Origin of the sequence: Mycobacterium sp. NPDC050853, assembly GCF_040653875.1 — a bacterium.
GTDB lineage: Bacteria > Actinomycetota > Actinomycetes > Mycobacteriales > Mycobacteriaceae > Mycobacterium.
The window spans coordinates 210,168-225,198 of record NZ_JBFAGW010000005.1 but is presented as its reverse complement, the minus strand read 5'-3'; the positions used below and the strand labels follow the sequence as shown (position 1 = coordinate 225,198).

The 15,031-nt window shown below is 64.1% G+C and carries 5 protein-coding genes; 3 read left to right on the top strand and 2 right to left on the bottom strand.

Features of this window, described 5'->3' with window-relative positions; translation table 11 throughout:
* Positions 1–6: 6 nt before the first annotated feature.
* Positions 7–4,575: an amino acid adenylation domain-containing protein gene (locus tag AB0H22_RS18040; protein WP_358147797.1), complete on the bottom strand. Its 4,569-nt coding sequence runs from the start codon at positions 4,573–4,575 to the stop codon at positions 7–9.
* Entirely contained in the window at positions 4,572–9,611 is a 5,040-nt protein-coding gene (locus tag AB0H22_RS18035; protein WP_358147795.1) for an amino acid adenylation domain-containing protein, read from the bottom strand. Before AB0H22_RS18035 ends, AB0H22_RS18040 begins: the two co-directional genes overlap by 4 nt.
* 229 nt (positions 9,612–9,840) lie before the next feature.
* Here AB0H22_RS18035 and AB0H22_RS18030 point away from each other — a divergent pair, with 229 nt between their 5' ends.
* From AB0H22_RS18030 to nbtC, 3 genes are read left to right on the top strand one after another with little or no spacing between them, the layout of a single operon-like run.
* Complete coding sequence (locus AB0H22_RS18030) at positions 9,841–10,605, top strand: alpha/beta fold hydrolase (protein ID WP_358147793.1); 765 nt, start codon at positions 9,841–9,843, stop codon at positions 10,603–10,605.
* Complete coding sequence (locus AB0H22_RS18025; RefSeq protein ID WP_358147790.1) at positions 10,602–11,927, top strand: polyketide synthase; 1,326 nt, start codon at positions 10,602–10,604, stop codon at positions 11,925–11,927. The genes AB0H22_RS18030 and AB0H22_RS18025 overlap by 4 nt, the downstream gene beginning before the upstream one ends.
* Positions 11,920–15,012: a nocobactin polyketide synthase NbtC gene (nbtC, locus tag AB0H22_RS18020; protein WP_358147788.1), complete on the top strand. Its 3,093-nt coding sequence runs from the start codon at positions 11,920–11,922 to the stop codon at positions 15,010–15,012. Before AB0H22_RS18025 ends, nbtC begins: the two co-directional genes overlap by 8 nt.
* The last annotated feature ends 19 nt before the right edge of the window (positions 15,013–15,031 follow it).

The window sequence follows — 15,031 nt, the reverse complement described above, 5'->3', positions numbered from 1 at the left end:
CTGTCGCTATACGTCGAGTGCCCGAGCCAGCGCGGCAACGCTCCGTTGCCACAGCCGCGCCAGCTGGTCGGCATCCGCCGAGGTGAAAAGGTTTGAGCTCCACTGCAAGTTGGTGACCAACTGCGGTCCCTCGGCGGTTGTCATCACCGCCGAACCGATGTTGATGGCGAATCGCAGCGGTAGATCCGGTTCGGAATCCGGAGGCACGGCGAGACTTCGCGAACCCGTGATGAGCGACCACGGCCGATCGTCGATACCGCTGATGTCCATCCGGCCCACGTAATTGAACTGGATCTGCGGGTCCCGCGCCGAAGCCAGCTCCACGCTGCGCTCCGCATAGCGAAGCAAACCGTAATCCAGTCCCTGATGCGGAATCTCGCTGATATGCGCGGCAACCGCACCTAAGAGCCGCCCGGCCGCAGCGCTGTCGTTCTCCGCCTGATCGACGTCTATGGCCACCTCACCGCCGCCCACGCGCACCGGATAGACGGTGGTGAACCAGCCGACGGTGCCGCTGGTGTCGGTGTCGAGCTCCGCATCGGCCCTGCCATGGCCCTCCAGCGAGACCAGGGTGCCCGCGGCCGGGTCCTGTCCGCGCTGCGCACGCCAGCTGGCCACCGTGACCGCCAGCGCCGCCAGCAGGAACCCGTAGACACCTTCGGGCTTGTTCAGCGAGGCCAGCAGGCGCGCGGTGATATCGACCGGTGTCGGTATCGCGGTGGTCTGCAAGGTCCCCCAGGTGTCGCGGACCGGGTCGGCGTGCCGCGACCCCAGCTCTGGATCGGCGCCCGAGACCTGTGCGCGCCAGTAGTCCCGCTGACGTGACACGTCCGCGCTCGAGGCGCGCTGCTGCATCAGCTGGCTCCACTGCCGATACGAGGTGAACTCCATGGGTGTCTTGGGCACTCCGCCGGATTCCACCGTGTGCCACGCATCTGCGAGGTAGCCCAGCACAATGTGCCAGGACACCACGTCCATCGCCAGGTGGTGGACGGTCAGCAGCAGGGCGTCGCCCGCCTCGGCGTCCGCGAGCCAGGTTGCCCGCATCATGGCACCCGACCACGGGTTCAGGGCGTCAAAGGCGTCCCGTGCCGCAGTGGTGATCGCGGCGTGAGTGGCTTCTCTCGCGGGCAGTTCCACTCGGCTGAGCACACTTTCGGCGCGCACTACCCCAGGTTCGCGGGTGACCACCCGAGGCCCGTCGGGGGTATCCACCAGCGTCGACCGCAACATGGCGTATCCATCGAGAAGCAGCTGGAGCATTTGCTCGATCCGTGGGCTATCAATACCCTCGGGCAGCCGGACAAGCACCGACAACGAGAGCCGACGGTAAGTTTCGCTTTCGTACATCCACGACACCACCGGCAGTGGCGGGACCTCGCCGTAGTCCGCTTCTCCGGCTAGGGAATCAACGATTTCGGATCGGTTGACCCGATCGGCTCGCTCGTCTATGAGGGCCGCGAGCTGCCGGATGGTGGGCGCGGCCAACACCATGCGCGGGGTAATCATCAGGTCGCGTTTACGCGCCTTGTTCACCAGCGAAATCGCGACAATGCTGTCCACCCCAAGGGAAAAGAAGTCTTCGTCGATACCTGGAGCGGTTCCGTCGAACAGTTCGGCACAGCACTCGCACAGAGCGCATTCGGTAGTGCTGCCTGGCTGCGCCGCCGCACCCTCAGCGGCACCGCCGGACAGGGCGTCCAGCGCGAGCCGCTCCAGCACATCGCCGTCCAGCTTGCCATTCACCGTGACGGGCAGCCGCTCAAGCACGACCAGCCGCGACGGCATCATGTAAGACGGCAACCGATCGGCAAGGCTCATCAGGGTCCGGGAGGAGTTGAATTCGGCCATTTCCTGTTGGGAAACAACAAAACCCACGAGAGTCGCGCCGCCCGCGCGGCGCACCACGGTCACCGCGGCGGTCTGTACGCCCGGTTGCAGACGCAACGCAGATTCGATTTCGCCGACCTCGACCCGGTAGCCGCGGATCTTCACTTGAGAGTCGGCCCGGCCCAGATACGCGAAACCTCCGTGCGGCAGGCGGCGCACCAAGTCGCCCGTCCGGTACATGCGCTGACCCGGCCGCTGCGGATCGGCGACAAAGGCGCCCGCCGTCACCGCGGGCTTACCCGCGTATCCGCGGGCCAGTTGGGCACCGGCGAGATAGAGCTCACCCACGGCACCGTCCGGTACCGGCCGCAGCCGCGAATCCAGGATGTACCCGGCCATCCCCTGATTGGGCGTTCCGATGGTGGGCTCCGAATAGTCCTTCACCGGTGCCACAACGGCTTCTACCGTCGTCTCGGTGGGGCCGTAGCAGTTGTAGACGGCAGTACCGCTCAACGAACGCAGCCGGTTCCACAACGCTGTCTCGATAGCCTCGCCGCCCAGCGCCAACACGGGAAGCTCCCGATCGAGCAGCCCCGCGGCGGACAACTGAGCCAGCATCGACGGCGTGGTGTCGATCATGTCGATACCGTGCTCGGCCATGCCGTGCACCAGTCGGTGCGCGTCCCGCATGGACTCGGCGTCGAACAGATGTACGGTGTGCCCGTCCAGCAGACCGATCATCGGCTGCCATGAGGCGTCGAAGCTCAACGACCAGGCATGGGCGATCCGAAGCTTGCGCCCGAGCCGCGCAGTGGCAGGTCGATACACCCGATCACGATGGTCGGCAAAGTAACTCATCAGCGCACCGTGCGTGCCGATGACACCCTTGGGCTCACCGGTCGAGCCGGAAGTAAAGATGAGATATGCGCTCTGCTCACGGTGTCCGCCGACGGCAGGAACCGTGGCGGGGCGCCCGGAAATACGCTCCATACTCACCGGCTCATCGAGCGCCAGAACGGGATATCCCCCGCCGGCGATGTCGCGATGTTCGCCGACCGTGATGATGAGTTTCGGATCAGACTGACGCAGAATCGATTCGATGCGTGCCGCCGGTAGTCCGATGTCCACGGGAACATACGCGGCACCCGCGGCCAGGACCGCAAGAATAGCGACGACTGCATCGGTGGAGCGTGGAAGTACCAGGGCCACAGTACTTTCTGGGCCGATATCGTGGGCGCCCAGTTCGGCCGCCAACCGACTCGCATCGGCATGCAACTGCGCGTAGGTGTAACGCTTGTCGGCCTCCGTCGACTGCACCGTGAGCGCAAGACCATCGGGATTCTCGGCCGCCTGCGCCGCGAACAGCTCCCACACCGAAGCGGCCGACGGGTCGGCCGCCGAGGGCATGACGACGATCTCGGCGCACTCACGCGCAGTCAACACGTCGAGCGCATCCGGTGTCCGGTCACCGATCTCCGGCAGCTGACGTAGCACCGAGATCACGCGTTCGCCGATGCTGGCACCCGAAACATGCGGTATCGCCTCGGGAATTGCCTCGATGAGCACCAGCAGCGAGTCTCCGTGCATGTGCGAGACCACGGTCAACGGATAGTGAGCCAGGCTTTCCATCTCAACTGGACGGAAGCGAGCGCCGTCGGCCATCTCGACAGCCTGGGCCGCATCGCCAATCGGGGCGTTCTCGAAGACAAACAGGGTGTCGAACAACGCGGCGCTGCCCTCGCCCCGTTGCAGCGCAGACAGGCTCAGATACCCGATATCGCGCATCGCCGCCGCTTCGCGCTGCAACTGTGCGCACTGCTCGATCACCGAAGTCGAGTAGTCGATGTGATGCACCATCGGCACCGAATTGATGAAGAGCCCGACCATCCGTTCCACATCGGGTAGTTCCTTGGGCCGTCCGGACACGATGGTGCCGAACACCACATCCGTGCGGTCGGTCAGCCTGCCGAGCACAAGCGCCCACGCGAACGCCGTTACGGTGTTGAGGGTGAGCCCGTTCACGGCCGTCCACTGGCGAAGCCGCACGGTTTCCTCTGGGGTCAAAAGGAATTGCGACTTCTGGGGCACGCTGTCGTGCGCGGCGACGACACCGTCGGCAAGCATGAGCGGCCCGGACACGGTGCTCAGGTAGCGCGTCCATCGCTCGGTCGCCGCGGCAGTGTCCTGCGCGTTGAGCCATGCGATGTAATCGCGGTAGGGCCGCACCGCCGGCAAGCCGTCGACAGACCCGTCTGCCTGATAGGCCGCGAGGAGCTCACTGAAGAAGATGGCGATCGCCCAGCCGTCCATGAGGATGTGGTGGGTGGTGACGATCATTCGGTGCCGTGATTCGCCCGGGACGCTGAGCAAAACGATACGGATCGCCGGCCCCTTGCCCAGGTCGAACGGGCGGCGCCGCTCGCTCAGCGCGATATCGTCGAATTCCTTTGGCTGTGCCTCATGTTCCTCCCACGGAATGTCCGCGTGAGCAGGCACGATCTGCACAGGTTTGGGCAGCCCGCGGTCCCAGAAGGCGGCACGCAGATTGGGATGCCGCGTCAGGAGTGCCTGAGCGCTGCGGTGTAGCAGATCGACATCGAGACCACCGTCGATATCGGCGACGAACTGCATGCTGTACAGATCGACGCTCTCGTCGGCGAGCTGGGACAGCGCAAAGAAGCCCTCCTGCAAGGGACTCAGCGCCAGTACATCCTCGATCTGGGGCTGCTGTTCGGTTCCCGTCATGGCTGCGCCTGCCACGACGCGGTGAGCTCAGCGAGCGCCTCGGCACTCAAACCCGAAGCACTCATCGGAGCACTGGACTCTGCTGAACTTTCGATACCCGAATTCTCTTCTGTCGCAACCTGGTCAGCGGAATCGACGGCGCCCGCCAGCTGGGCGATCGTCGCACATTCGAACACCATCTGCGGGGTCATCGCCAGCCCTCGTTCGGCGGCGCGGGTCGACCATTGGATGGAGATGACGCTGTCGCCGCCAAGAGCAAAGAAGTTGTCCTCAGGGTCGATATCGCTGATCTCCAGCAGTTCCTCCAGGATGGCGATGAGCGCGAGTTTGGTCTCCTCGGACCCCTCATTCACTGGCGCCGCGATACGTTCGTGCGCGGCGGCCGGCGGAGCCAACAGCCGTTCCATGGCATCCGCCGGTAGCAGCGCGATCTCGGAAACCCGTAGGTCCTGATCGATCGCGAACGCATCGAACGCCGCATCCAGAGCACGTGCGATCAGGCGGGTGGTCTCGGGGTCGTACAGATCGGCGTTGGCAACCACCGACACGTCGAGCCCGCCCGACGGGGTGACGTTCAGCGCGAAGTTCAGATCCAGATAGGAGACGTCCACCTCCATGGGCAGCGGTACCAATGAGATCTCGCCGGACCCGGTCAGATCTCGCGCTTCCGTGCCCCAATCCGCGCCACGGAAATTGACCATGGTCTGGAACAAGGGATTCCAGGAAAGCGAACGCGGCGGATTGATGGCCTCCACCAGTTTCTCGATCGGCAGTTCCTGGTGTGCATGCGCGTTGAGCGTGGCATCACGGCTCCGCTTCAACACCTCGCGCAGTGTCGGATCCTCAGACAAATCGTTCCGTAACGCCACCATGTTGGCAAATAGCCCAACAAGATTCGCGACATTCGGGTGTACTCGGGCGGCAACCGGGCTACCGATCACGATGTCCGTGCCGCCGCCGAGGCGATGCAGAACGGCGGCCAGTGCCGCCTGGTAGACCATGAATTCGGTGACACCATGCTGCTCGGCCATCCGAGTCAGTGCCTGCCTGCGCTCGGGCGGCACGGTGAATCTCTCTACCTCACCGCGCTTTCCGAGGATCTGCGGCCGAGCGCGATCGTGTGCCACCGCAATCTCGATCGGCACGCCGGCCAGCAGCTCACGCCAGCACGCGACCTCCGCCTGCCCGAACTCGCTACCGGCGCCGAATGCAGCACGCTGCCACAAAACATAGTCCGCGTATTGCACCGGTTGCGGATCCCACTGTGGTGTCTGTCCCGCGATGCGGGCGCGGTACGCGGCCACCAGATCATCGACGATCACGGTGAACGAGACGTGGTCCACCACCAGGTGGTGCACGGCCAGGGCCAGCACGTGCTCCTCGGCACTCAATTCGACAATGGAGGGACGGAACAGCGACTCCGACTCCAGCCCGAAAATATGGTGTCGCAGCTCCGCCAGGGTGTCCGCGAGGTTCTCCGGATCGGTCCGGAGGATCGGGACCGACAGCTCTCGCGACGGATGCACGATCTGGTATGGCCCGCCCTCATGAATCGCAAAGTTGGTGCGCAACGTCTCGTGACGGGCGACCAGGTCGTTGAGGGCCGCGATCAACGCGGGTGTCTGCAAGGGACCGTCCAAGCGCAACGCCAGCCACATGTTGCCGATATCGGTTACACCCTCCATCTGGCACTCGAACCACATAGACAGCTGGGACGAGGACAGTGGGAGACGCTCCGGACGCACGGTTTCGACGAGATCCGGACGACCGTCTTGGGGGGCGACCTCCATATCGTCGGAGTCATCGAGGTCCAACTCGTCGAGCTCGATCTCGAACTCCTCGCGGAAGTACGTCACGAGGTGCTCGGCGAGTCCCGCCGGAGTGGGACTGTCGAAAACCGTGCGCACCGTGAGGTCGATGCCGAACTGAGCGCGGATCTGTGCGACGAGGCGCGCGGCCAGTAGCGAATGGCCACCCAGCTCGAAGAACGAATCATCGACACTGACCGCGTCACGCCCGAACAAGTTGGAGAAGATCGAACACATTCGGCGTTCGGTGGGCGTAGTCGGGGCTAGAAATACCCTCTCCGCCATTGCGTCTGGGGCGGGTAGCGCCCGCTTATCCAGCTTGCCGCTGGTGGTCAGCGGAATCTCGGGAATGACCGTGAATGCGCTGGGCACCATGTACGCCGGCAGCATTTCCTGAGCGCGAGCGCGCAATTCGTCCAAGTCGATCTCTGCGGTGGGCCCGTCGGCAGCGGGCACGACATAGGCGGCCAACATGGGACCCACCTGCGCATCCTCCACGACGGTGACCACACAGCGACCGACTCGCGGATCGGCGCCGATAACCCCTTCTACCTCACCCAGCTCAATGCGGAATCCGCGGACCTTAACCTGCTCATCGGCGCGGCCGACAAACTCGAGTTGGCTGGAGACATTGCGGCGCACCAGATCACCGGTGCGGTACAGCCGACCTCCGGGACTGAACGGGTCGGCTACGAACCTCTCCGCCGTGAGCACGGGCCGGCCGCGATAACCGCGGGCCAGCTGCGCGCCGCCGAGATACAACTCGCCGACGACGCCGGCAGGCACCAGCTCGAGCGTCTCGTCCAACACGTAGGCGTAGACGTTTCGATTCGGAAGGCCTATCGGCACGACCGAATTACCCTGGGGGCCTTCAACAGGCATGTACGTCGAACACACCACGGCCTCGGTGGGCCCGTAGTGATTCCTCAGCTCCACGTCGAACATGAGGGCGAACTTGTCCGCTACCTCGCCGGGAAGCGCTTCACCACCGACGGGGATGTGCCGCAGCCCGCGCAGCTCACGGGCCTCGGGCATCAACATCACCGAATTGAGCAGGGATGGCACCATGTGCAGCACCGTCACGCCCCGACGCCGAACCAGATCGATCACATAGCCGATATCGGAGAACGGATTTGGCTTCGGAACAACGACCTGCGCCCCCAAGGACAAAGGGCACAGAATGTCGGCCAGCGAGGCATCAAAGCTCACCGAGGTCGACTGCAGCATCCGATCCTCAGCGGTCATGCTCCAGTCAGCCGTGAAGGACACCACGTGCTCGGCGATCGCCGCATGCGCAACGGCAACGCCCTTGGGTCGTCCAGTGGACCCCGAGGTGTAAATCACGTACGCCACGTTCTCGGGTAGCAGCGGGCGCAACCGATCGGTGTCAACAACCGCGGAATCGGGAAGGTCGGCGGCCTTCTCCTCGGCTGCCTGGAACTCCCGGGCGCCCAACACCATCCGGGGCCTCGCATCGGTGGTCAGATACTCGATGCGCTCCTCGGGAAGCGCAGGGTCAATGGGCATGTAGGCAGCACCCGATTTCAGGACCGCGAACATCGCAACGATGAACTCGACCGATGTCGACATCTCGAGGGCGATCACATCCTCGGTGCCAACCCCTTGCGCGATGAGCCACCGTGCACAACGGTTCGCGCGACGGTGCAGCGCGTCGTACGTGAGTTCCACCTCATCGGATACCACCGCCAATGCATCCGGTCTCTCCCGAGCGGCCACCTGAAGAACATCTACGAGCGTCGCGCGCGGAACATCGGACAGCACTCCGTGCGACTGTGCCAGCACGGCCGAACGCTCCTCGGCACCAAAGGGGTCCAACAGTGAGAGTGGTTCCTCCGGGCGAGTCAGGCCATCCTCAAGCAGCCGCCCATAGTGTGCGAGGAGCTGATCTGCCAGCCACTGTGGTAACGCATCGGTCTGGTATTCGATCTCAACCACAGTGCCAGTCGAGTCCGTCGCAATCGCCAGAGCCAGTGGCACTTGCGCGGCACCCGCATCGAGGTCGAGTCGGGTGGTATCCACGCCCGCCAGTCGATATCCGTTGGGGTCCTTGCGCATACTGAAGCCGAGTCGCACCAGCTCATCCAGTCCATCGCGGCCGGCGCCGCGGCTCGGATTGACCTCGCGCACCACCTCGTCGATTCCGATGTCCTGGTGCCCAAAGGCTCCCAGGCACGCCTCGCGCACAGCGGCCACGTATGCGGCAAAACCCGCCCTCGGATCCACCCCAGCTCGCACCAGCACCGTGTTACCGAAATAGCCAATTGCCTTTTCCGCGTTGGCCTTGCGCTCCACTACTGGGATAGCGATCAGGAAATCGGTTGCCGCTGTGTATCGATGAACAAGCGTTCCGAAGGCCGCCAGCAGCACCATGAACGGCGTCGCCGAGTGCGCTCGGGCAAACTCCTCCATCCGCGTCGCAGTCTCGGCGGACAGCGGAATCGCTCGTCGCCGCGCAGTTCGCGAGGTCAGGTTTGACGACGACGAGCCTGGGAGGTCCAGGTGCTCCGGAAGCGGCGTCAGGGATTGACGCCAGTAGTCGATGCCGACGTCCGATGACCGAGCGGCGGCCGCCCCCACGACCATGAACTGAGGGGCGTCACCCTCAATCGGGCGGGCGTTGTAATACTCGCTCAGCTCGGCGAAGAACACCTCCCAAGAGTTGTCATCGAAGCTGATGTGATGCACCACCAACAGCAGAACGAAGTCCTGCTCACCCATACGGAGCAACGTGACCCGTAGCGGCAGGTCGACAGTCAGGTCGAACGGACGGCCGAGCTCACGGCCTGCCAGAGCTTGGATCTCACGCTCGCGCGCACCCTCCTCAAGATTCCCTAAATCTATAGTGGTCCAAGGAAGTTCGACATCCTCGGCGAAGACCTGATATGGCTCTCCGGCGGCGTCGACACCATAGGTGGTGCGCAGGATATCGTGCCGCCGGATAATCGCCGCGAAGGCATCCCGCAGCCGAATCTCGTCGAGAGAACCTCGCATCCGATGCGCGACACCGACGTTCAGCGTGGTATCTGCCTCATCCTTGGTCTGCAGAAACCACATACGCCGCTGACCTGGTCCGAGTTCGCGTCGATCGCCCGCTTGGACTCGCGGGGCCGCATCGGTGGCGGCCTGTGCCTCGACGCCGCTTTCGGCAAGCCGTTTGCGCAGCAGCTCCCGCCGGCGGTCCAGTGCGGACAACTGATCTCCACTCACCGAGCACCACCACTCAGGACGAAAGCCTGGAATCCGAACGACTCCGCGCGCATGAAATGAACCACCTCAATCTAGGAACTATGCCTAGCCTTACCTTAATGTCTGTCGGCAGCAGCGGGTGACGCCCCATCGATGCCGTCAATCACCACGCCCCGGACGCGGGCCACATACCCAATGGCGGGTTACGTTAGGCTAATCTAACTATCTGCAAGTTGGAAGGAAGCTCGACGTGGATCGCAAACTCGGATGGATCAGGCAGTTCCATAAGCCGGAGTCACCCGATGCACCATTACTACTACTCTTTCCGCATGCAGGTGCTGGCGCTTCGGCATATCGCACACTCTCGAAGGCTGCTTCAGCAAATTTCAATGTCGTGATATTTCAATACCCCGGGCGCCAAGATCGCGCGGGTGAGCCGGCCCTGCCAACACTCCCTGATATTGCGTCGGGAGCATTCGCCGAGTTCGAGTCATCGGAACACAATCGCGGCCTTCCGATCCATACGTTCGGCCACAGCATGGGCGCGGTGGTCTCCTTCGAGTTCGTCCGACTGGCAGAGGCCGCCGGACTGGACGTGCGTCAACTGACCGTCTCCTCGGCGGTGGCGCCGGCCAATATCGCTGACAAGCCCGCCCTGCCGACCGACGATGACGCGGTACTGGCGCATATGGGCGCCCTCGACGGTACGAATTCCGCGATCATGGGCAATCTCGACGTCATGCGGATGGCACTACCGGTCATGAAGGGTGACTACCGGGCCTTCAACGCGTACGGATGCATCGAGGAAGTCAAGGTTGCGGCACGTATCCACTCGATCGGTGGGGACCAAGACCCCATGATCACCATGCGCGACCTTTACGGCTGGGGCAAGCACACCAACGAACTCGACGTGACGTTGTTCGATGGCGGACATTTCTTCCTGAACTCCCAGACCGAGGCTCTGGCTGAGCTGCTGACCGCGAACGCAGCCCGCGCGAACTCGCTGCAACGATGAGCGTCGCCGACGCCGATCCCGTTGTCATCTCCGGGATGGCGATCGAGATGCCCGGGGCAATCGACACCCCCGCAGCGTTCTGGAACGCATTGGCCGACGGTCGTGAGCTCGTCTGCCCTTTCCCCCGCGATCGCGATTGGCCCGTCGACGAGCTGTTGTCGCTGTCCAATCTCGACGGCTGGGGCCGGGTCTCCGACGCCGGCGGATTCCTTTCCAGTGCAAGCACTTTTGACCCCACTTTCTACGGCATTACGCAGCGCGAAGCAGTCGCCATGGACCCGCAGCAACGGGTGGCCATGCGGTCGGCGTGGAAGGCTTTAGAGAACACCGGCCTCAACCCTGGAGCACTCGACGGCTCCGAGGCGGGTTGCTTCATCGGTATCTCCCCCAACGAGTACGGGCCGCCGGTCGGTGAAGTCAACGCCCACAGCGGAATGCGTGTGGTCGGTCGAGGACAATTGGGCGCCGCCGGTCGTATCTCGCACCAATTGGGACTCATCGGGCCGTCCATGTGCATCGACTCGGCGTGCGCGTCCTCATTGGCCGCGCTGCATGTCGCCGCCACCGCGGTTCGGGCCGACGAATGCGAGTGGGCCATCGCCGGCGGCGTCTGCATCATGGGCTCACCCGGCGGGTTCTATGAGTTCTCTCGGATGCACGCACTCGACCCCGATGGGCACTGCCGCTCGTACTCCGATGAGGCCAACGGCACCCTCTGGGGCGAAGGCGTGGGAATGGTTGTGCTGGAACGTGAATCACGCGCACGCACCCTGGGGCACCGGGTGTACGGGCGCATCATGGCCATCCGCACCAATCACAACGGCGGGGGTAAACCCATCCTGGTGCCACGCGGGCGCGCCCAGGCAAAACTGGTCGCAGCGACCATCGCCGCCTCCGGTGTCGATCCCGCCGATGTCGGGATGCTCGAAGGACACGGCACCGGCACTCGCGCCGGCGATCCGCTGGAGATCATGGCGCTGCAGAGCACATACGGAGCCGGAGGCTCCAACGCACTGCTGGGATCTGCGAAATCCAATGCCGGACATGCACAATCGGCGGCGGGAATGGTGGGCCTGATCAAACTGCTGTTGGCCGGTCAGCATGGACACGTCCCACCGACGCTGTTCGCGGATAACCCCACCACCAAGGTCGACTGGTCGATGACCGGGATCCGCCTGGCCACGAAGCTGCACCGCTGGGAGCCGAAGAACGGCATCCGGTACGGCGCTGTCTCCTCCTTCGGGGCCGGGGGCGCCAACGCGCACGCCATCATCGCGATGCCCGCCAGCGATGCAGTGGGAGAGGACGGCGACGATGTCTAGCCACCGCTTACCCGACGGCACCACCCCCGTCCTGCTCTCCGCGGACACCCCAGAGGTATTGCGCCGGGAAGCCTCGGCGCTCCTCGCGTACGTGCTTGACCACCCGCGAATCGCCCCGAATCGCATTGCGGGCATGATCTTTCGAACCCGGGCCGCGCGCCGGTATCGTGCGCTGATCACCGTCGAAGACCACGATCAACTGGTAGCCGCCCTGCGGGCCGTGGTTACTGGCGCGAACCACCCCCACGTGGTCCGCAATACCGAGCCCGCGACCTCTCGCCGACGCGGATTCGTGTTCCCCGGGCAGGGCGGACAACGTCCGGGAATGGGAAGACTCTTCTACGATCGGTTCCCCGATTTTCGCGACGAGGTTGACCGCTGCTCGGAACTGTTCGGCACGCAGTTCGGCCGTTCACCGCTGAATTATCTTCTCGATGAGCACCTTCCCGCCGATGACAGCGCACGTGTTGTCCAGCCCGCGCTGTTCACTCAGATGGCAGGCCTGGCCGCACTGTGGCGTTCGGTGGGTGTCACCCCGGATGTCGCGATCGGACACAGTCAGGGTGAAATAGCCGCGGCGTATGTCTCCGGTGCCATGTCCCTTGCCGACGCGGTGACTGTGGTGGGCACACGGGCCCGGATCGCGGATGAATTCCCGGCAGACGACTACGTCATGGCGGTGATCGCTGCCGATCGCGACGCCTGCGAGGAACTCCTTGCCCGGCAATCGGGTTGGGCCGAACTCTCGGTGATCAACTCCCCCTCGATGGTGGGAATCTCGGGCCAACGCGAGACGGTCCAGCAGATTGTCGAGCGCCTCACCGAAGACGGGGTCTTCGCGCGGATCATCCCGGTGCGATACCCGGCGCACACCAGCATGATCGCCTCTATCGGTGCCAAGATTCGCAAGGCACTTGTCGAAAGTCTCGGCGTCAGCGAGTTCGCCGCCTCTGAAATCGATTGCATCGGATCAACACTCGGCGCACCGATTACCTCTGAGGTGCCCGTGGATCAGTATTGGTTCTGGAACCTGCGCAATATCGTCCGCTTCGATCGTGCCATCGCGACCGCGGTGACGGCGCAGGTCGACACCTTCGTGGAGTTGGCCGAACACCCCACCTTGCAGCTGGCGATCCGCGAGAACCTCGCGGCTCTAGACTCCGAACGCAGCGCGTGCGTGGTGGGCACATCCACCCGGACCGCAACGGATCTTGCCGAGTTCACCGCCAACCTCGCGAACCTCGCCGTCCACGATCTCAACTACAACTGGGACGCGCTGCGCACCGAGACATCCGAACTCGTGTCGCTGCCACTGCGCGAGTTCCCGAATGTTCAGAACAACGACGTTCCGCTCTGGCTGTCGTACCGCTGGGCGAACAGCGGAGTTTCCGTTATCAAGCAGCCCCCCGTCACACTGGAAGCCGATCGTCCGGCAGACCATGTCGAGTCTCCGGCACATCCTCGGCTACTGCGCGAGGCCTGGACCAAGGTGACCCGGCGTTCGATGATGCCGCCAAGGTCCTACGGATTCATCGACGCCACCGGCGAGGCCGGGGCGCTCACCGAGGCACTCCGCGAGGGTGCATCGGATTTCGGTTCATCGGCCCACATCATCGGCAACGCAGCGGTATCCGGTACCGGCGACGCCGACACGGTGGTGATCGTGCTTCCTGCTGCGGGACAACCGGATGATCCCGGGGCCGCCGACGCGGTGGCACAGTTCTTCGGCGACCGCACATGGTGGCCAGAGTTATCGAGCTCCGTGACCGGATGCTGGATTGTCACGGTCGGCGGCGAAGAGATCGCTAGCGCAGACACGTCGTCGCATCAGGTGCATGCCGCGATCGCCGCCGGATTCCGCTGCATGGGTGCCGAGCATCCAGGGGTTGCCTTCCGACATCTGGACCTCACGCTCGATATCGCGCACCCGGACAGTGCCGGCGTCGTCTTGGCCGCCCTGCAATCGGCCGGAGAATCGGAGTTGGCGCTCCGGGCAGACGGCATGTACGCCAAGCGCATCCTGGACGCCGGCCTGGACGATGACAGCGAAACTGCCACTGCGGTACCCGATCACGTCGTGATCACCGGGGGCACCGGAAAACTCGGTCAGGAATTCTGCGAGCACTATGCCCGCCTGGGTACCCGGGATATCACCCTGATTAGCCGTTCCGGCGAGACAACCGCGGTGACCGGACGCCTCGACGCCATCCGGCGCGGCACCGGTGCCGTGGTCCGTGTGCTCTCCTGCGATGTGACCAATGCGTCCGCCGTCGCCGAGCTCGCCGATGAGCTGCGCGAATCACCCGCGGACCTGATCATCCATGCCGCAGTGGACTATTCGGATGTTCCGCTCACCGAGGTCACCACCGAGAAGTTCCAACAGGCGTTACGCGCCAAGGTCGGGGGCATCACGAATGTTCTCGACACCCTGCCCCGTACCGATTCCTGCCGCGTCATGTTGTGCTCATCGCTGGCAGCGACGATCGGCGGCAAGGGCCAGCTGATGTATGCGGCGGGCAACCGGATGCTGGACGTGATCGCGGCCCGTCAACGTTCCGCCGGGCTGGATTGCGTATCCGTGCAGTGGGGCCAATGGACCGTGCACCTCGATCTCGATGACACGGGTATCGCGAAACTGGCCGCCGCGGGGGTCCATCCGATGCGGCCCGCCGATGCTCTTGCCGTCGGGATGAGACGACACACCGGCAACACCCTGGTCGGAGCGTTCGACCTCACGCAGGCACGCGAAGTGCTGGGTTTGTTCGGGTACGGACCATTGCTCTCCGAGCTTGTGGACAACAGCAGGCCGGTAGCGCACACCGAGATCATTCGGCCCGCAGCGGTGGCGCCCGAGAACCGCTCCGGACATCTGGTGCAGTTGCTCGCCGAGGTCATCGGTGCCGACCACGCCGACTCCATCGACACCGCCATGCCCATGGTGGCGATGGGCCTGGATTCATTGCAGGCACTGGAGTTTCGACGGCGTGTGCAGGCTGAACTCGACTTTGAGCTGCCGGTACAGGATCTACTCGGCGGCGCCTCCGTAGATCACGTCATCGAGGTGCTGTCAGCCCAGACGCGCTGACCTATGCCCAACAAACTTG